The 16,577-nt window shown below is 73.0% G+C and carries 18 protein-coding genes and 1 pseudogene; 12 read left to right on the top strand and 7 right to left on the bottom strand.

Going from position 1 to position 16,577, the window contains the following annotated elements:
* Positions 1–16: 16 nt before the first annotated feature.
* Positions 17–760 (bottom strand): SDR family oxidoreductase, encoded by a 744-nt coding sequence (locus LNK82_RS11625; protein WP_230566956.1) that lies wholly within the window; start codon positions 758–760, stop codon positions 17–19.
* Positions 761–843: 83 nt separating this feature from the next.
* Between LNK82_RS11625 and LNK82_RS11620 the strand changes: the two genes are divergently transcribed.
* The 5 genes from LNK82_RS11620 (at position 844) to LNK82_RS11600 (ending at position 4,124) form a co-directional block, all read left to right on the top strand.
* Entirely contained in the window at positions 844–1,338 is a 495-nt protein-coding gene (locus tag LNK82_RS11620; protein ID WP_230566955.1) for an RrF2 family transcriptional regulator, read from the top strand.
* A gap of 137 nt (positions 1,339–1,475) precedes the next feature.
* A complete protein-coding gene (locus tag LNK82_RS11615; protein WP_230566954.1) occupies positions 1,476–1,775 on the top strand; it encodes a hypothetical protein in 300 nt (99 codons plus the stop codon).
* Positions 1,775–3,139: a putative T7SS-secreted protein gene (locus LNK82_RS11610; RefSeq protein WP_230566953.1), complete on the top strand. Its 1,365-nt coding sequence runs from the start codon at positions 1,775–1,777 to the stop codon at positions 3,137–3,139. Before LNK82_RS11615 ends, LNK82_RS11610 begins: the two co-directional genes overlap by 1 nt.
* A 23-nt stretch (positions 3,140–3,162) precedes the next feature.
* On the top strand, positions 3,163–3,648 hold the full coding sequence (locus tag LNK82_RS11605; protein ID WP_230566952.1) for a hypothetical protein: 486 nt from the start codon (positions 3,163–3,165) through the stop codon (positions 3,646–3,648).
* Entirely contained in the window at positions 3,645–4,124 is a 480-nt protein-coding gene (locus LNK82_RS11600) for a YbaB/EbfC family nucleoid-associated protein (RefSeq protein ID WP_230566951.1), read from the top strand. Before LNK82_RS11605 ends, LNK82_RS11600 begins: the two co-directional genes overlap by 4 nt.
* Position 4,125: 1 nt before the next feature.
* Here LNK82_RS11600 and LNK82_RS11595 read toward each other — a convergent pair whose 3' ends face one another.
* Positions 4,126–4,302 (bottom strand): RGCVC family protein, encoded by a 177-nt coding sequence (locus LNK82_RS11595; RefSeq protein ID WP_230566950.1) that lies wholly within the window; start codon positions 4,300–4,302, stop codon positions 4,126–4,128.
* Positions 4,303–4,475: 173 nt separating this feature from the next.
* On the opposite strand from LNK82_RS11595, the gene LNK82_RS11590 reads away from it, so the two are divergent.
* Entirely contained in the window at positions 4,476–4,817 is a 342-nt protein-coding gene (locus LNK82_RS11590) for a hypothetical protein (protein ID WP_230566949.1), read from the top strand.
* Positions 4,818–4,968: 151 nt separating this feature from the next.
* On the opposite strand, the gene LNK82_RS11585 is transcribed toward LNK82_RS11590, so the two are convergent.
* On the bottom strand, positions 4,969–5,169 hold the full coding sequence (locus LNK82_RS11585; RefSeq protein ID WP_230566948.1) for a cold-shock protein: 201 nt from the start codon (positions 5,167–5,169) through the stop codon (positions 4,969–4,971).
* A gap of 515 nt (positions 5,170–5,684) precedes the next feature.
* On the opposite strand from LNK82_RS11585, the gene LNK82_RS11580 reads away from it, so the two are divergent.
* The gene (locus tag LNK82_RS11580) at positions 5,685–5,837 is read left to right on the top strand and encodes a hypothetical protein (RefSeq protein WP_230566947.1); all 153 of its coding nucleotides are present in this window, start codon (positions 5,685–5,687) and stop codon (positions 5,835–5,837) included.
* Positions 5,838–5,916: 79 nt separating this feature from the next.
* On the opposite strand, the gene LNK82_RS11575 is transcribed toward LNK82_RS11580, so the two are convergent.
* Positions 5,917–6,789 carry a dioxygenase family protein gene (locus LNK82_RS11575; protein ID WP_230566946.1) on the bottom strand — a complete coding sequence of 291 codons (873 nt, stop codon included), beginning with the start codon at positions 6,787–6,789 and terminating at the stop codon, positions 5,917–5,919.
* A 124-nt stretch (positions 6,790–6,913) separates the two neighbouring features.
* Positions 6,914–7,810, bottom strand: a complete 897-nt coding sequence (locus LNK82_RS11570) for a helix-turn-helix transcriptional regulator (protein ID WP_230566945.1) — start codon at positions 7,808–7,810, stop codon at positions 6,914–6,916.
* A 216-nt stretch (positions 7,811–8,026) separates the two neighbouring features.
* Between LNK82_RS11570 and LNK82_RS46675 the strand changes: the two are divergent.
* A pseudogene (locus tag LNK82_RS46675) lies at positions 8,027–8,158 on the top strand (ABC transporter permease); the annotation flags it as partial.
* An 18-nt stretch (positions 8,159–8,176) separates the two neighbouring features.
* On the opposite strand, the gene LNK82_RS11565 reads toward LNK82_RS46675, so the two are convergent.
* A complete protein-coding gene (locus LNK82_RS11565; protein WP_230566944.1) occupies positions 8,177–9,667 on the bottom strand; it encodes an AAA family ATPase in 1,491 nt (496 codons plus the stop codon).
* 112 nt (positions 9,668–9,779) lie between these two features.
* Between LNK82_RS11565 and LNK82_RS11560 the strand changes: the two genes are divergently transcribed.
* Genes LNK82_RS11560 through LNK82_RS11545 form a run of 4 tightly spaced genes read left to right on the top strand, consistent with a single transcriptional unit; the run spans position 9,780 to position 14,539 of the window.
* Positions 9,780–11,435, top strand: a complete 1,656-nt coding sequence (locus tag LNK82_RS11560; RefSeq protein ID WP_230566943.1) for a phosphorothioated DNA-binding restriction endonuclease family protein — start codon at positions 9,780–9,782, stop codon at positions 11,433–11,435.
* 9 nt (positions 11,436–11,444) lie between these two features.
* Complete coding sequence (gene recQ / locus LNK82_RS11555) at positions 11,445–13,247, top strand: DNA helicase RecQ (protein WP_230566942.1); 1,803 nt, start codon at positions 11,445–11,447, stop codon at positions 13,245–13,247.
* A complete protein-coding gene (locus LNK82_RS11550) occupies positions 13,244–14,041 on the top strand; it encodes a pentapeptide repeat-containing protein (protein ID WP_230566941.1) in 798 nt (265 codons plus the stop codon). Before recQ ends, LNK82_RS11550 begins: the two co-directional genes overlap by 4 nt.
* 60 nt (positions 14,042–14,101) lie before the next feature.
* Entirely contained in the window at positions 14,102–14,539 is a 438-nt protein-coding gene (locus LNK82_RS11545) for a hypothetical protein (protein ID WP_230566940.1), read from the top strand.
* On the opposite strand, the gene LNK82_RS11540 is transcribed toward LNK82_RS11545, so the two are convergent.
* Positions 14,508–16,523 carry an NACHT domain-containing protein gene (locus tag LNK82_RS11540; protein ID WP_230566939.1) on the bottom strand — a complete coding sequence of 672 codons (2,016 nt, stop codon included), beginning with the start codon at positions 16,521–16,523 and terminating at the stop codon, positions 14,508–14,510. The genes LNK82_RS11545 and LNK82_RS11540 overlap by 32 nt on opposite strands.
* Positions 16,524–16,577 lie beyond the last annotated feature (54 nt).

The following is a 16,577-nucleotide window of genomic DNA, read 5'->3' as shown; positions in this document are numbered from 1 at the left end:
CCGGACCCGCCCGGGTTCACACCGACTTCGCCAGCCACTCGTCGAACGTGGTCGGCGCGAGGCGGACGCGCTCGCCCGGCAGCAGCGCGTTCCCTGCCATCTCCGGGCCGAACACGCCCGACCACGTCGGCACCAGGCGCACGTCCCGGCCACGGGCCTGGTGCGTGCGCCGCGCCATGTCGACCAGGTCCTGCGTCTCGGGGCCGGCGACGTCCGCGTAACGCCCCTGCGGCTCGCCGACGGCGATCTCGGCGAGCACGTCGGCCACGTCCTGCGGCGCGATCGGCTGCACGAGCAGCGGCGCGATGGTGGCGACGCCGTCCCGCTCGGTCCAGCCCGCGACCATCTCGGCGAAGTCGTGGAACTGCGTGGCGGGCACGATCGTCCACGGCACGGGACTGGCCTCGACCAGGCGTTCCTGCTCCCGCTTGCCCGCGTAGTGCACGTTGCCCTCGATGTCCGCGATGCCGACGATCGACAGCAGCACGTGGTGCCGGACGCCGGCGCGCGCCTCGGCGGCGAGCAGGTTGCGGGTCATCCCGCCGAACAGGCGCACGGTCCCGGCGCGGTCCGCCGACGGCACGTTGACCGCGTCCACCACCGCGTCGACGCCGGTCAGCGCCGCGTCGAGCCCGTCGCCGGTCGTCAGGTCCACCCCGTCCGACCGGCTGATGCGCACGACGTCGTGCCCGTCGCGTTCGAGGTTGGCGACGGTGAGGGAGCCGATGTTGCCGGTCGCGCCGGCGACTGCGATCCGCATGACGAACCTTTCCGCTGCTGGGCTGTGCCGTGAACCTATCTCGGACTAAACAGATCCGCAATGTCTTGGATAGACTGGCCCGTGTGAAGCTGCCTGTGAGCACGGAGTGGGTACTGCACTGCGCGACGACCATGGCGCAGCTCGAACCGGGGACGACCGCGTCGGCGGCCCAGCTCGCGGCGTACTACGACCTGCCGGCGCCCTACCTCGCCAAGCAGTTGCAGGGGCTGGTCAAGGCGGGTGTGCTGACCGCGACGACCGGCCCGCGGGGCGGCTTCCGGCTCGCCAGGCCCGCCTCGGAGATCACGTTGCTGCACGTGGTGGAGGCCGTCGACGGCGCGTCCTCGCCGTACGAGTGCCAGGAGATCCGGCAGCGCGGCCGGGGTGCGTTGCCGGCCGAGGACTGCCGCAACGCGTGCGTGCTCGCCGCGAAGATGGCCGCCGCGCACGACGCGTGGCGGCGCACGCTCGCCGCGGAGTCGTTGGCCGACGTCATCGCCGCGTTGCCGCCGACGGCCGTCACCCGCACCCGGTCGCTCATGGCGGCGACGGCCGCCGCCCTCCGCAGAGCGCCGTGAGGCCCTCCAAGCACGAACCCGATTCGGCCAAACGTCTGCGCGACCACTGCGCCTGCCGCTATAGCTGTACCCCTGGGAACGGCCGACGCGCCGGCGCCGTCCGACGGCGTGGCGTCGAGTGGACTGGTGGGACGGACATGAGTGGGTTCGGTGCGGTGCCCGAGGAGTTGCGGCGGGCGGCCGGGCAGATCGGCGACGTCGGCGACAGGACCGCGGGCATGGTCTGGTGCGGGCCGAGCGGCGAGTACGGGCACGCCGGCGTAGCGGGCGCGTGGGAGCTGTTCATCGAGGAGATGCGCGCCTACGTGGAGCGGCTGCGCCAGGAGGCCGACGAGCACGCCATCGGGCTGCGCGCGGCGGCATCGTCCTATGTGGACGTCGACGACGCGCGCGCGGACGTCTTCGGCCGCCTCAACCCGGAAGGGCCGGTGTCCTGATGGCGGCACGACTCGGCGAGACGACCGACCCCAAGGCGCTCGTCCCCGGCGAACCCGAGCTGATCACCGGCGACCTGCGGCAGCTCGTGGGCACGTTGCGGCTGGTCGTGGCCGTCGGCGAGGACCTCGGCCGGATCGACCCCGGCGGCTGGAGCGGCGGCGCGAGCGGCGCGTTCCGGTCGGCCTTCCAGGCGGAACCGCCCCGGTGGCTCCGGGCGGGCGAGGACCTCGGCGGCGGAGGGCGGCTGCTGGCCGACTACGGCGACGCGCTGGTCGAGAGCCAGCGCGAGGCGCAACGGGCCGTCGAGCTGCACCTGGCGGCACAGGCCGCGACCCGGCTGGCCGCCGCCGAGCACGCCGCGGCGGCGCTCTCCGGCACGCCGACCGCGCCGTTGCAGGACCCCGGCCAGGCGGGCGCGGTGGAGGCGCAGAAGGTGCTCGACGACGCCCGCAAGGGTCTGTCCGGCATCGGCGACGTGGTCGCGAAGGCGCTCGGCTGGGAGTCCGACGGCAAGGGCGGCTACAAGAAGACGTTCGGCAAGGAGAAGTACGGCGCGGCGCACCGCGAGACCGACGAGGAGGGCGAGGACACCGGCGGCTGGCAGTACGGCGTCGACGGGCGCTCGTACGAGAGCAAGTCCGGCAGCGAGTCCAAGCGCCTGCTCACCGACGCGCTCGGCGAGATCGCCGAGAAGATCGGCATCGACCTGCACGAGCGCGAGTGGGGCGGCGACGACAAGCACGTCGACGTCAAGCACGGCGAGAAGGACGGCGACTTCCACGCGGGCCCGGTCACCGGCCAGGGCCGGATCGGCGGCTCGGTGCTCGGCGCGGACGCGGGGTACACCGCCACCGCGAGCTACGCGGGCGTGTCGGTCGGCGCCCACGCGGGCGCGTACCTGGCCAGCGGGTACGCCGAAGGCGAGGTCAAGCTCGGGCAGCACGCGAGCGTCTCGGGCAGCGCCGAGGGCACGATCGGCGCCGCCGCGGAGGCCAAGGGCTCGATCGGGATCCTGGGCGCGAAGGGCAACGCGGAGGCCTTCGCGGGCGCGAAGGTGTCCGGCGAGGCGGGTGCCGAGGTCGCCGGCGTCGGCGCGGGCGTGAACGGCGAGGCGTGGGCCGGGATCGGCGGGCACGCGAGCGGTCAGTTCGGCATGGGCGAGGACGGCAAGTTCCACATCGGAGGGTCGGTGGGACTCGCGTTCGGCGTGGGTGGCAAGGTCGGTTTCGACGTCACCGTCGACCCGGTCGAGGTCGTGGAGACGGTGGTCGACGTCGCGGACGACGTCGGCGAGGTCGCCAAGGACGTCGGCCGCGGTGTGGAGAACGCCGGCCGCGCGATCGGCCGCCTGTTCGGCCGATGAGCTATCCCAGGAGGACACCAGGCATGGCCACCACCCTTCCGGTGCCGATCGAGTTCTCGCTGCCCGACGGGTGGCTCTCGGCGCCGCCCGACGAGGTCGGCGCGTCCCAGGCGGCGTTCGTCGCGCTGCACCCCGGTTCCGGCGCGGGGTTCACCGCGAACATCACCATCAGCGGCGAGGTCCGGGCCGACGACGCGACGCTCGCGCAGATCGCCGACCAGGCCGCGGCACGGCTGCGACGGGACATCGGCGCGGTGGAGGTGGGCCGGCGCAACGAGCTGGAGAACGCCTACACGCAGGTGCTGCGGCTGACCGCGCCCGTCGGCGACCGCCCGGTGGACCTGGTGCAGTTGCAGGTGTTCCTGGCCATGGCGGACGTGCGCGACGAGCGCAGGCGCGCGGTGCTGCAGATCGTGCTCAGCGCGACGCCCGGGCAGTTCGAGGACCTGGTCGGCGACTTCCAGGCGTTCCTCAAGACCATCCGACCGGACGAGGGGGCATCCCGGTGACGGAGTCCGCGGACATCCTGCTGCGGCGCATCGAGGCCATCGACACCGCCGCGGCCGACAACCGGCTGCGCGCGGAGTCGTTCCAGCGCATGGCCGAAGGGCTGCGGGAGGTGGTCGGCACGGCGACGTCCGACGACGGCGTGGTGACCGCGGTCGCGGGGGCGGACGGCGCGGTCAAGTCGATCGCCTTCAGCCCGGCCGTGCGCACGACGGACCCGGCGGCGCTGTCGTCCGCCACCCTGCGCGTGATCGCGCTGGCCCGCGCGGACGCGGCGCGCAAGCAGGCCGAGGTGGTCCGCTCGGCGCTGGGCGACACCACGCTGCTGGACCGGGTGCTCGCCGAGGACCGGCGGGTGTTCGGCGACGAGCCGCCGCAGGAACTGCCCGCCACCGCGCCACCCCGCGTGGTCCGGAGGGTCGCGCCGGTGGAGGACGAGGAGCCGGAGCCCGCCTACCGGAGCCGCGACGCCTGGTGAGTCAGGAGCCGCAGACGCAACCCCGGTGGTGGTTCTCGCTGACGGTCGCGGTGCAGAAGCGCATCGCGATCCGGTCGTGGGACTTCCACGGGTGCGGGCACACGGCGCACTGAAGGGTTTCGGCGGCGTCGGTCTCGGTGACGTCGGTCGACTCGGTGGTCGGCATGACGTGGTTCATCGGATCTGTCCTGTCCGCACCCGCGGAGCGCGTCGATCTCCGGGCGGTGCGAGATGGGTCGGGACACCGGCAACTCATGACTGATGCTCGAACGGTTCCCGCCTGCACCCAAAGGTACACGCTGAGCCGGCGTCAGCCGTCGGCCGGAGCCCTCGCCGAGTCGAGCACGTCGCGTGCCGGGCGCGGCGAACAACCGGCGCACGACCAGCTCCTGGACGTCCGCGCGGGTCGCCGGCTCCGCCCACGCCGTCGCCACGAGTCCCAGCCCGGCCGCCTCCCGACACCCGGTCCTCGGGCCCGTCGAGCAGGTCGGCCAGGGGTTGGGCGAACCGGTCGACGTCGAGCCACGGCCGGTGGTGCTCGTGCGCGGCGACCGTGCCGATGAACGTCCGCTCCGGCTCGGGCTCGAAGCGCCGCAACGCGTGCTCCGGCCCGCCCGCGCGGGCGACGCGCCGAGCTCCATTGTGGAGCGAAGGATTTCCTTCGGTGGGCTGGAAACTACACCGGACGGGTGATCCGCGGGTGGTCTCCGCCGCCCGGATCCCGCGCGACCGGCGCGGAAAAGCCCGGCGCCCCTCGGCCCAGGACTGGACCGAGGGGCGCCGGGTTTCGAGTCTCCGCCGGCGTCACCGCTGGTAGGAGCAAGTCGAACGGGCTGCGAAGTGATCAGATGGCGCGGACGCCGACGGCCTGCGGGCCCTTGGGGCCCTGGTTGACGTCGAACTCGACGCGCTGGTTCTCCTCGAGGCTGCGGTAGCCGTTGCCCTCGATCTCGGAGTAGTGGACGAACACGTCCGGGCCACCCTCCTGCGCGAGGAAGCCGAAGCCCTTCTCCGAGTTGAACCACTTCACGGTTCCCTGAGTCATGATCTCTCCTTGGCAGTGCTGGCTGCGGCGCCCCGGTCGGGGCTCCGGGTCGGATTCCAGACGACGACTTCTCCAGCTTGTCCTGCAAGGCAAAGGAAGAACTTCGTCCGCAACATCATTCCCGCGAGACTTCGATGGAAACACGGACACAAGATTGACGACCACCCCGTACAACCACGGGAGGCTCGGGTTCGTTCCCCGGACCCTCCCGGAGTGGCCCAAGTCACCCGTTCGAGGGTGCGATGGGCCACGGGCATCCTCAGTACATTGTGGACGGACGGGTGCGGCGTGCGATCCGCCGATCGGCCGTGTCGTCGGAACCGGCGTCGCGGTGGTGCGCCCGACACGCCCGCGCCAATGCTGTGGCGGTCACGGCACCGCGACGTGTACCGTGGGTCTCATCGGGGTGTTTCTCTATCTTCTCGAACCCCGAACACCCTCGCGCCGTGCGGGGATCTCCGGACCGGCATCGCCGACCGTGAGCACGCATCGGACGCGAAGAAAGTCGGAAACCCATGTCATCCACGTACCACGACCTGTTCAGCCACCCGGACACGGACCGGCCCGAGGACACCAGCGGCCCGCGCCGCGACGAGCAGCGCGCCTACACCGACCTGTTCCGCGAGCCGGCCGACGTGCCGCCGCAGGGCACCGGCAACACCGCCTGACCAGGGCACTCCACCCGCGCGGGAACCCCCGGTGTCATCCGCACACCGGGGGTTCGCCGTCGCGGGCGTCAGGCCGCGCTCACTCCGCCCGCCACAGCGCGGGCACGTTCGGCGGTTCCCAGCCCGGCTGGGCGAGGTGCCCCTGCAAGCACACGTACCCCACGCCGTTGTGGGTGACGGTCGCGCCGATCGCGTAGTTCGTGCCCGCCGCCCACGTGCCGCCGCCCGGCGACGACGGCGTCGTGGTCGAGGTCGGCCGCGTGGTGGTGCTCTGCGGCACGTTCAGCACGAAGTCGAACTTCGCCTCACGGCCGCCACCGACCGTGCGCACCTCCATCAGCAGCCGCGGGTCGAAGATGCTGTCGGTGTTGTTGCGCGGCTCGCCCGGGAAGTACAGCTGGGTCGTGAGCACCGGCCGGCCGGGCGCCTGCAGCTTCACGTGGATGTGCCGGGTGCGGCCGGGGTAGAGGCCGGGCACGATCGTGGTCAGCGTGAACGTGCCGTCGGGGTTGGTGAACTGGTGGCCGCGGAACCGGTAGCCGGCGTTGTCGTACACGCCGTTGACGTCGGCCTGCCAGAAGTCCATCAGCACGTTGCCCAGCGGCAGGCACGCCAGGCCGAACACGTAACCGGTGACGGTGAGCCTGGTGCCGGGCGTGCCCGCGTCGACCAGCGACGTGCGGCGCGGCGAGTTCGGCTTGAAGTACGGCCCCTCGGTCTGCGGCGGTGTCGGGTCGTCGCCGTCGTCGCACGCCGGCGTCAGCTCCACCTGCTCGCCGCTCGCGCCGACCGTGCGGGCCAGCGCGGGCACGCCCATCATCGCCACCGGCAGCGCGACCCCCGCGGCCACCGCGGCGCGCAGCACCGTCTTGCGGCTGAGGTGGCGCGCGTCCGACTCGTCGGCCGGGGGTTGCCCGGTCGTGCCGCGGTCGCCGTCCGTGGATGCGTCCATACCTGCTCCTCGTGGGGGCATTCGGTTCGGGATCGACCACGAACCTACGGACGCCGCTCACCCGCGGACGATGGACTGACGCCGCTGTTCGTGGTGATCCTCGCGGTCTGCGTTGCCCCCGCGCTCACTGTGAACGGCCCGCCGCGCGGCGGAACGCGCCGGGGCTCGCGCCCGTCTCGCGGCGGAAGAACCGGCAGAAGTAGGCGGGATCGTCGAAGCCGACCCGGTTCGCCACCTGCCGCACGCTCAGCTCCGTCTTGGCGAGCAGCCGTTGCGCCTCCTGCGTCCGCGCCTGGCGGACCAGCTGCGACGGCGTCCGCCCGGTCGCGGCCTTCACCGCCTCGGTCAGGTAGCCGGGGGTCACGCCGATCCGCTCCGCGTACGCCCGCACGGACCACAGCCGGTGGTCCGTGCGGCCGGACAGCCGGACGAACTCCTCGGCCACCGCGCCGGGCCGGGCGGGCGGCGGCGCGGCCGGTGTCGCGGTCAGCCGGGCCGCGCGCACGACGAGCACGTGCAGCAACGCCCGCAGCACCGTGTCCGCGCCCGCTTCGCCGTGCCGGTACTCCTCGTGCAGCTCGGCGATGACCCGGCCGACCCGGGCGTGCGCCGGCTCGTCCAGCGTCAGCCAGGGCCGTTCGCCCATCCGGCGCAGCAGGTCGCGGTCGGCGGGGTGGTCGAGCAGGAAGTCGTCGGTGAACAGCAGCACCGAGCCCTGCAGGTCGTGCGCGCCGTCCCAGTGGTGCACCTGGCCGGGCGCGATCACGCACAGGTGCGGCGGGCGCAGCTCCCAGCGGGCGAGGTCGACGACGTGCGTGCCGGTGCCGCCGGTGACGTGCACGATCTCGTGGAACGTGTGCCGGTGCGGGAACGGCGCGCGCGACATCGGCCCGATCGTGTCGAACGTGCCGACCGCGAACGGCAGCGCGCCGGGCGTCGGCACCTCCAGCCGGTGCAGGGGCAGCTCGCCGTCGCGCGGCGTCCGGCAGGGCGTTCCGGGCAACACGGTGGTGCCACGCATAGTCCCGATCCCCTCTCCGCTGAAGGTCCAGACCAATTCTCGCTCCGACCACCATGGCACGGCCGGGCACGCGGGGGAACGGTGGCGAGGTTTCCCCGTCGCCCACGGTAAGCGCTTGCCTGCGTTCCGTCGGTGGATCGCGGTCCGATCGGGCACCGCAGCCCTCGCGGTCCGGGCTTTTACAACGTTGTATCAACGACGTAAACGGAGCCGCCCTTGCGGGCCGTGATCCAGAACGTGATCAACCAGGTCGGCACGCTGGACAGCAACCACCAGTCGGTGGTCAGCGGCGCGTTCCTGCTCGTGGTCGTGGTGCTGCAACGCACCCTGGCCGGGCGTGGCGGTTGAGCTCGCGGCGCCCCGTCCTCAGTACTCCTTGGTGGCCCTCACCGCGATCACGGGCGGTGCCAGGCCCGGTTGCGCCGGGCCCGGTCCGCCGAGTCCCGGTCCGGTCGCCGTGCTCTTCGAGCCGCCGAGCAGGATGCCGGTGAGCGACGCGCGTTCGTCGGCCATGGCCCGCGCCACGTCGGCGAGCTCGTCGCCCACCACCGGCACGCCGCCTGCCCCGTCCGCCCGCACCGCGCCCAGGACGGCCCGCCGCAGCAGCTCCTTGATGAACGACGCCGTGACGCCCTCGGTCGCCTCGACCACGGGCCCCAGGTCGGCCCGCAGGTCGACACCGCGCCCGTACAGCTCGACGAGCCTGCGGCGGCCGTCGGCGTCGGGTCGTGGCACCTCGACGGCCAGGTCGACGCGCCCCGGCCGGTCGGCGAGCGCGCGTTCCAGCTCGTCGGCCCGGTTCGTGGTGAGCACGAACGTGACGTCCGCGTCCGCGCCGACCCCGTCCATCGCGTCGAGCAGCGTGAACAGCAGCGGGTTCGTGGGGCCGGCCGCGAAACCGCGGTCCATGGCCACCAGGTCGACGTCCTCCACCACGACCATCGACGGCTGCAACCGCCGCGCCAGCGCCGCCGCCTGCCCGATCAGCCGCATCGCCTGGCCGGTCAGCAGGATCACCGTGCAGTCGGTCAGCCGGCTCATCAGGTAGCGGACGGTGTGCGTCTTGCCGGTGCCGGGCGGTCCGTGCAGCAGCAGCCCGCGCTTGAGGTGCTGTCCCGCCGCGAGCAGCCGTTCGGCGTGCTCGGCGATGCCGACCACGTGCTCCTCGATCCGGTCCAGCACACCGTCCGGCAGCACGACGTCGTCGGCGCCCAGCGCGGGCCGGGGGAGGAACGTCAGCAGCTCGTTGCCCCGGTGCTCGCTCACCCCGAACGCCAGCACCTGCCGCCGGAACACGTCGTGCTCCCGCATCGACCGCTCGATCTCCCCGCCGACCGCCCGCGCCGCCGCCCGATCGGCCGCGAGGACCTCCAACCGGCAGGCCGGCGGCCCGAAGTCGTTGGACCCGCGGATGCCCACCAGCACGGGCGTGCCGTCAGGAGCCGTGGTCGGCACCAGTCCGAGCTGGACGACCTCGACGCTGTCCTCCGGCCCCACCGCCGCGGTCGCGTAGTCGGCCGCCCCGAGCCCGACGCCGACCGAGTGCCGTGCGGCCAGGAGCATCCCCATGATGTCCTCGTGGCCGCGGTGGTGCCCACCGACCCCGAACCACTCGGCGTCCGGCGTGTGCTCCGCGAGGTAAGCGTCGACACCCCGCTGGAGGTTGACGTGCTCCCACACCTCGAACCGTGTGGCGACCGACAACACCTGCGCCAACTCGCACCCGAGGTGATCCCGGAGCCGCGCGAGCAACGGCGCCGCCTCACCGTCCTGCTCGACGAGGTTCGCGGTCAACTGCATCAGGCGCCGCAAACTGCCGGCAAGCGCTTTCGCCTCGTCCCCGGAGAGTTCCCCCATGGCCGCCACCCCCTGCACGCCATCATCACCCATCCGGGGCCGCTGTGTCCCCACATGACCTGATGTCCACGTCTCCGGGATTTCACCCCATCGTGTCTGACACGGTGGGGTGGTGCGAGTTGCGGACGATGCCGGCGACGAGTTGAACGCCGACTTCTCGGTCGAGCCGGACGGTGAGCACCTGGCGGTGCTGGTGGAGAGCGCCGGCGGGCGGAGGGCTGATGGCGGGGTGCGCAACGCCGACTACCGGCCCGGGTTGGAAGCGCTGCTGAGCAGGCTGGCGGCGTTCGACGCCGTGCTGCTGGACGCGTTGGTCGACTCGAGCCAGGTCCGCGGCCTGGCCGAGGACGAGCGCAGGCTCCTCCCGGAGCCGGTGTGGCTGGGACGGGGCGTCGACATCTCCGCGCTGCGCCGGCGGCTCACCAGTGGTCAGGGGCGCATCGGGCAGCGGCCGGGCGCGCCGAAGGCGGGGAACAACAGCAAGCGGCTGCGGTTGCGGGTCGACGTGCCCGGGTACCGGCCGGCGGACGCGGACGCCGACCGGCTGGCGAGCGACATCGCCTGGCCTCGCACGCGGCTCGCCGAGCGGTTCCGCGTGCCCGACCTGCTCGCCGCGTTGGAGAGCCTGGTCACGCACCGGCAGGGCGGCGAGGTCACGCTGCACAAGCCCTTGGTGCTGACGTGGGCCCTCGGGCGGCTCGCGGCCGGGCACGACCGGTTGTTCGAGTGGGCCGAGTTCCGGACGCCGGTGGCCGCGCTGCTGCGCGAGTTCGGGCGGGCCGGCGCGAGCGCGACACCCCAGTACCCGTTCTGGCGGCTCCGCTCCGCCGACGCCCTGTGGGAGACGCACGGGTTGACCCGGGAGCCGACGGCGGCGGACGGGTCGGCGCTGGCCGGGTTCACGGAGCAGGCCGCCGAGTTGCTGTCCGATCCCGTCGTGCGGGCGCAGGCGGCCGAGGTGCTGCGGGTCACGTACCTCGGCGAGGTCGACCACCGGGCGTTGTGGCGGTGGGTGGGCCTGCCGGTCGCCGAGCCGCCCCGGGCGCTCGACGTGCTGCGGGATCTCATCGGGACCGGGTTGCCGACGGCGTCCGGGCAGACCGTCACGGTGGTCGGGGTCGGTGCCTCGGCGGCGCTGGTGGCGACGGCCGACGGACCGGTCGAGCTCTCGGTCGACGAGGTCCAGGCCGTGCTCGACCGGCTCACCGAGGACGGGACCGCGTCCGTCGGGCAGAGCGAGGTCCTCGCCGCCGTGGTCGCGACGGTGGCCGGCACCACCGTCCAGGCCGGGCGGGCCGTGCAGCGCGGCGGTCGGGACGGGCGGGACAAGCACTTCGCCGAGTTGGACGGCCGGGTGGTCGCGAAGTACCGCAAGGAGCAGGGCGAACTGCGGAAGGTCCTGGTCGGGGCCGCGGCTGAGGCGCCGTGCGCGCTGTGCGGGCGGGTGTTCCCGGTCGAGTTGCTGATCGCGGCGCACATCAAGCGGCGGGCGGTGTGCGACGACGTCGAGCGCAACGACCTGCGCAACGTCGCGATGCTCGCGTGCTCGTTCGGCTGTGACCGGCTCTTCGAGCTGGGGTACGTCTCGGTGGGCGAGGACGGCGGGGTGCTGCTCGCCGCCGGCGGTGGCCCGGTCGATCCGCACCTCGAACACCTGCGTGGCCGCGTCACGGAGGCCTTCCACGAGCAGTCGGCGCGGTACTTCCGGTGGCATCGCCGCAACGTGTTCAAGGGTCGGACCGGAGGGAGTGTCGGAGGGGTCCGTTAGGATCGCGCGATGGCTTCGCAAGAGGTGCTGCGAAGGATTTTCGGGTACGAGTCCTTCCGCGGGGAGCAGCAGGACATCGTCGACCACGTCGTCGCCGGCGGGGACGCGTTGGTGCTCATGCCCACCGGGGGAGGGAAGTCCTTGTGCTACCAGATCCCCTCCCTGGTGCGCGAGGGCACCGGGGTGGTGGTGTCGCCGCTGATCGCGCTGATGCAGGACCAGGTGGACGCGTTGCGCGACCTCGGCGTGCGCGCCGGGTTCCTCAACTCGACCCAGTTCCCCGACGAGCGCTCGATGGTCGAGGCCGAGTTCCTGGCAGGCGAGCTGGACCTGCTCTACCTCGCCCCCGAACGCCTGCGCACCGAGCAGACCACCCGCCTGCTGGAGCGCGGCCGGATCGCGCTGTTCGCCATCGACGAGGCCCACTGCGTCTCCCAGTGGGGCCACGACTTCCGGCCCGAGTACCTGGCGCTCTCGCACCTGCACGAGCGGTGGCCGGAGGTGCCTCGCATCGCGCTCACGGCGACCGCCACGCCGGCCACGCACGCCGAGATCGCCGAACGCCTCAACCTCGGTGACGCGAAGCACTTCGTCGCCAGCTTCGACCGCCCGAACATCCAGTACCGCATCGTGCCCAAGAACGAGCCGAAGAAGCAGCTGCTGGAACTGCTGCGCACCGAGCACGAGGGCGACGCGGGCATCGTCTACTGCCTCTCGCGCAACTCGGTGGAGAAGACCGCCGAGTTCCTCAGCCAGAACGGCATCCCGGCCCTGCCCTACCACGCGGGCCTCGACTCGGGCACCCGGTCGCGCAACCAGTCCCGCTTCCTGCGCGAGGACGGCCTGGTGATGGTCGCCACCATCGCCTTCGGCATGGGCATCGACAAGCCGGACGTCCGGTTCGTCGCCCACCTCGACCTGCCGAAGTCCGTCGAGGGCTACTACCAGGAGACGGGCCGCGCGGGCCGCGACGGGCTGCCGTCCACCGCCTGGCTGGCCTACGGCCTGCAGGACGTCGTGCAGCAGCGCAAGATGATCGACGACTCCGAGGGCGACCAGCAGCACCGCCGCAAGCTCATGGCCCACCTGGACGCGATGCTCGCGCTCTGCGAGACGGTCGAGTGCCGCCGCGTCCGGCTGCTCGACTACTTCGGCCAGTCCGGCACGCCGTGCGGCAACTGCGACACCTGCCTCGCGCCGCCGGAGACGTGGGACGGCACGGTGGCCGCGCAGAAGGCGCTGTCCACCGTGGTGCGGCTGCGCAACGAACGGCGGCAGAAGTTCGGCGCGGGCCAGACGATCGACATCCTCCTCGGCCGCAAGACCGCGAAGGTCATCCAGCACGACCACGACCAGCTGAAGGTCTTCGGCATCGGCACGGAGCTGAACGAGAGCGGCTGGCGCGGCGTGATCCGCCAACTGCTGGCGCAGGGCCTGCTCGCGGTCGAGGGCGAGTACTCCACGCTCGTCGTCACGCCCGCCAGTGACGAGGTGCTCTACCAGGGCCGCAAGGTGATGATGCGGCGTGAGAAGGAGCGTGCGGCCAAGGTCAAGACCGCCAAGGCGGCCAAGAACGCGCCGGTGGACCTGCCCGCCGAGGCCGCGCCGGTGTTCGAGAAGCTGCGCACCTGGCGGACCGCCCAGGCCAGGGAGCAGGGCGTCCCGCCCTACATCATCTTCAACGACGCCACGCTGCGGCAGATCGCCGCGACCACCCCGTCCACCTTGGACGAGCTGAGCGCGATCAGCGGCGTCGGCGAGAACAAGCTCGCCAAGTACGGTCAGCAGATCCTGGACACGTTGAGCGCATGAACGACCTCCGCGCCGACTGCGCGCGCTGCTTCGCCCTGTGCTGCGTGGTGCCGGCCTTCGCCAAGTCGGTCGACTTCGCGATCGACAAGCCCGCCCGCACGCCGTGCCCGAACCTGCGCGACGACTTCCGCTGCGGCACCCACACCACCCTGCGGGACACGGGTTTCACCGGCTGCACGGTGTACGACTGCTTCGGCGCGGGCCAGCAGGTGGCGCAGGTGACGTTCGGCGGCACGAGTTGGCGTGACGACCCGGCGTCGGCGAACGCCATGTTCGACGTGTTCCCGGTCATGCGGCAGCTGCACGAACTGCTCTGGTACCTGACCGAGGCGCTGGACCTGGAGCCGGCCCGCGAGCTGCACCCCGCCGCGCGCGAGCTGAGGAAGACGATCGAGGCCCTCACCACCGGCACACCTGAAGAGCTGCTGGCGCTGGACGTCGGACCGCACTGGGAGCGCGCGAACGCCCTGCTGCTGCGCGCCAGCGAGCTGACCCGGGACAAGGGCAAGAACCGCCGCGGCGCGGACCTGATCGGCAAGGACCTCAAGGGCGCCAACCTCCGGGCGTCCAACCTGCGCGGCGCGTACCTCATCGGAGCCAAGCTGACGAACGCGGACCTGCGGCTGGTCGACTTCATCGGCGCGGACCTGCGCGGCGCCGACCTGTCCGGCGCGAACCTGACCGGCGCGTTCTTCCTGACCCAGGCCCAGGTGGACGCCGCCAGGGGCGACGAGGCGACGAAGCTGCCGAAGTCCGTGACCCGCCCGGCGCACTGGGTACGTCGGCAGGCGTAGGCGCGCGAGCCGCCACCGGGCGGACGCGGTGACGGCGGGGTGAGCGCCACGCTGTGCGCCATGAAACCGAAAGCGCGCAAGACGTGGCTGCTGCTGCACGTCATCACGTCCGTGGGCTGGCTCGGCGTCACGATCGGGATGCTCGTGCTGGCGCTCGCGGCGTTCGACGCGCCGCAGCTCTACCAGGCGATGGAGCTGCTCGGCGACCTCGTCGTGCTACCGCTGGCGCTGGGCGCGCTGGTGACCGGCGTGGTGCTGTCGCTCGGCACGAAGTGGGGCCTGGTGCGGCACCGGTGGGTGCTGGTGAAGTTCGTGCTGACCGTCGTCGCCGTCGTCGCCACCACGTTCTCGCTGCGCTCGGGCCTGCACGAGGCGGCGGACGGGGTCGTCGCGGCGGGTGGTGACGTGCTGGCGGCGGCATGCGTGTCGTTGGCGCTCTACACGTTCAACACCGTGCTGTCGGTGTTCAAGCCGTGGGGCCGGACCCGGTGGGGCTGAGCTCGGCGCGCCTGCGCTCGACGCTCGTCGCCAGCTCGACCGGGTCGCACTCGGCGAGGTGGTCGCGGACCAGGTCGTGCGGGAACCGGTGCTCGTCCACCAGCAGCACCCGGTCCCGCGCGGACTGCAGGATCGCCTTGCGCCGCAACGGGAACTCGTCCAGCGCGAGCGGCCGGGCGAGCAGCTCGGCGATCAGGTGGTACGGCCGGTTCGCGATCGGCGTGACGGCCAGCCCGACCAGCAGCCCGGTCACCGCGCCCAACGCCGACAGCCCGACGTCCGCGCCCACGAGCGCCGCGAGGCCCACCCCGACCGCGCCCGCCGCGGGCAGCCAGCGCAGGCCGACGGCCGGCCGGACCCGCACACCGGACCACACCTCGCGCAGGCCGCCGACGAACGCGCCCGCCAGCGCGCCCGTGCCGAGCCCGATGCCCAACCCGGCCGACAACTCCGCCGACGGTCCCGTCACCACCATCACGCCGGCGGGCACCAGCGCGCACGCCACGGCCCAGTACCGGTCACGGGTGTTGCCGTACGCGACGAGCAGCGCGACCACGACGACCAGCCCGTACCCGACCGGCGCGGGCCACCGCGCGACCTGCGTGCCGACCACCCCGCCGAGCACCGCCACCCCGCCCGTCACCACCGCGCCGGCGACGAAACCCGTTGCCGCCCAGACGTTCCCCCGGCTCGGGTCACCGCGCGTCACCCGGAAAGCGCTGTGCGGCAGGAAGAACGTGGCCACGGCGGCGACCGCGGCCGGCACCAGGCCGAGCCGCACGCCCACCACGAAGCACGACGACGCCGCCGCGCCCGCCAACGCGCCCGGCGCGGCCCGCCGGAACAACCGCCACACCGCCTCCGGGCCGATGAAGTCCAGCCACACGTGCCGCGGCGGCAACGCCGCCCGCGCCAGCAGGTCGCGCTTTCGCCGCGCGATGCGGGCCAGGAACCGCAACGCGCGCACCGTCCGCTCGGGACGCGCCGCACCCCGTGCCGCCGACTCCACCACGTAGGTGTCCAGCACGCCCCGGTACTCCGCCCGCCCGGCCCGGTAGGCCAACGCCAGCAGGCCGAACGCGAGCGGCGTGCGCAGCTCGTCCCACAGGTCCGGGTTCTTCTCCAGCTCGTCGTGCAGGCCGTCCAGCCGCGGACCGCACGCGGCGATCAGCTCCTGCACCACGGTGCGGGACAACGGTTCCACCTCGACGACGTCGTACCGCGGCAGGTGCTGGTACTCGTCGCTCGCGGTGCACAGCACGACCTGCGGCACGTTCAGCGCGGTGATCCAGGCCAGGCACTCGACCCGGTCGGCGGGCGCCAGCTCGTCCAACCCGTCGAACAGCAGCACGAGGTTGCGCTCCCGCAGCCACGCCCGCCCCACCCGCGCCGCGATCCGGTACCGGTCGGCGAGCACGCGCAGCAGCCACGCGCCGAAATCGTCGTCACGCCGCCACCCGCCGAGGTCCACGACCACCGGTATCGGCCGGACCGGGTCGAGCGCGGCCCGCGCCAGCAACGCCTCGGCCAGCTCCAGCAGCAACGTCGTCTTGCCCGCGCCCGCCTCGCCGGCCACGATCACCGGGTGGCGCACGCGCGTCGACAGGCGCGGCCCGACCCTGGGTGCGACACCGAGCTTGAGCCGCAGCTGCTCGGCCAGCGACCCGTCCACCCGCGCCCGCACGAACCGCTCGACCCGGTCCAGCGCCGCCCGGCGGTTCGCGGGGTGCGCCGGCCGTCGTCGCACGAGCAGCGCGCTCAACCGGTCCCACGCCGCGAGGCACGCGGTGAGCGCGGACAGCACGACCAGCGCCGGCCACAGCCACCGCGCGTGCGGGCCGAGCACCGGCAGCGCCGACCCGCCGGTGGCGGCGTTGATCGCGACGGGGACGAGCACGAGGCACGTCACACCGCCGACCGCGGCCAGGGCGACCAGACGGGTGGTGCGGCCCAGCCTGGTCCAGCGGGCGCGTCGCGCATCCATCGGGCCTCCCACCAGGTCGCGATCGACGGTAACGGCGTTCGCGACGCGGGGGTA

This window comes from Saccharothrix luteola (assembly GCF_020859565.1).
Taxonomy (GTDB): domain Bacteria; phylum Actinomycetota; class Actinomycetes; order Mycobacteriales; family Pseudonocardiaceae; genus Actinosynnema; species Actinosynnema luteola.
The sequence above is the reverse complement of the archived record's forward strand: the minus strand, read 5'-3'. Positions and strand labels throughout refer to the sequence as shown.

Coding starts and splice junctions, on each gene's coding strand:
- LNK82_RS11610 (WP_230566953.1), top strand. CDS start 1,775: ATGGCGGCACGACTCGGCGAGACGACCGACCCCAAGGCGCTCGTCCCC.
- recQ (WP_230566942.1), top strand. CDS start 11,445: ATGGCTTCGCAAGAGGTGCTGCGAAGGATTTTCGGGTACGAGTCCTTC.
- LNK82_RS11575 (WP_230566946.1), bottom strand. CDS start 6,789: ATGGACGCATCCACGGACGGCGACCGCGGCACGACCGGGCAACCCCCG.
- LNK82_RS11595 (WP_230566950.1), bottom strand. CDS start 4,302: ATGAACCACGTCATGCCGACCACCGAGTCGACCGACGTCACCGAGACC.
- LNK82_RS11605 (WP_230566952.1), top strand. CDS start 3,163: ATGGCCACCACCCTTCCGGTGCCGATCGAGTTCTCGCTGCCCGACGGG.
- LNK82_RS11570 (WP_230566945.1), bottom strand. CDS start 7,810: ATGCGTGGCACCACCGTGTTGCCCGGAACGCCCTGCCGGACGCCGCGC.
- LNK82_RS11580 (WP_230566947.1), top strand. CDS start 5,685: ATGTCATCCACGTACCACGACCTGTTCAGCCACCCGGACACGGACCGG.
- LNK82_RS11565 (WP_230566944.1), bottom strand. CDS start 9,667: ATGGGGGAACTCTCCGGGGACGAGGCGAAAGCGCTTGCCGGCAGTTTG.
- LNK82_RS11545 (WP_230566940.1), top strand. CDS start 14,102: ATGAAACCGAAAGCGCGCAAGACGTGGCTGCTGCTGCACGTCATCACG.
- LNK82_RS11550 (WP_230566941.1), top strand. CDS start 13,244: ATGAACGACCTCCGCGCCGACTGCGCGCGCTGCTTCGCCCTGTGCTGC.
- LNK82_RS11615 (WP_230566954.1), top strand. CDS start 1,476: ATGAGTGGGTTCGGTGCGGTGCCCGAGGAGTTGCGGCGGGCGGCCGGG.
- LNK82_RS11625 (WP_230566956.1), bottom strand. CDS start 760: ATGCGGATCGCAGTCGCCGGCGCGACCGGCAACATCGGCTCCCTCACC.
- LNK82_RS11540 (WP_230566939.1), bottom strand. CDS start 16,523: ATGGATGCGCGACGCGCCCGCTGGACCAGGCTGGGCCGCACCACCCGT.
- LNK82_RS11585 (WP_230566948.1), bottom strand. CDS start 5,169: ATGACTCAGGGAACCGTGAAGTGGTTCAACTCGGAGAAGGGCTTCGGC.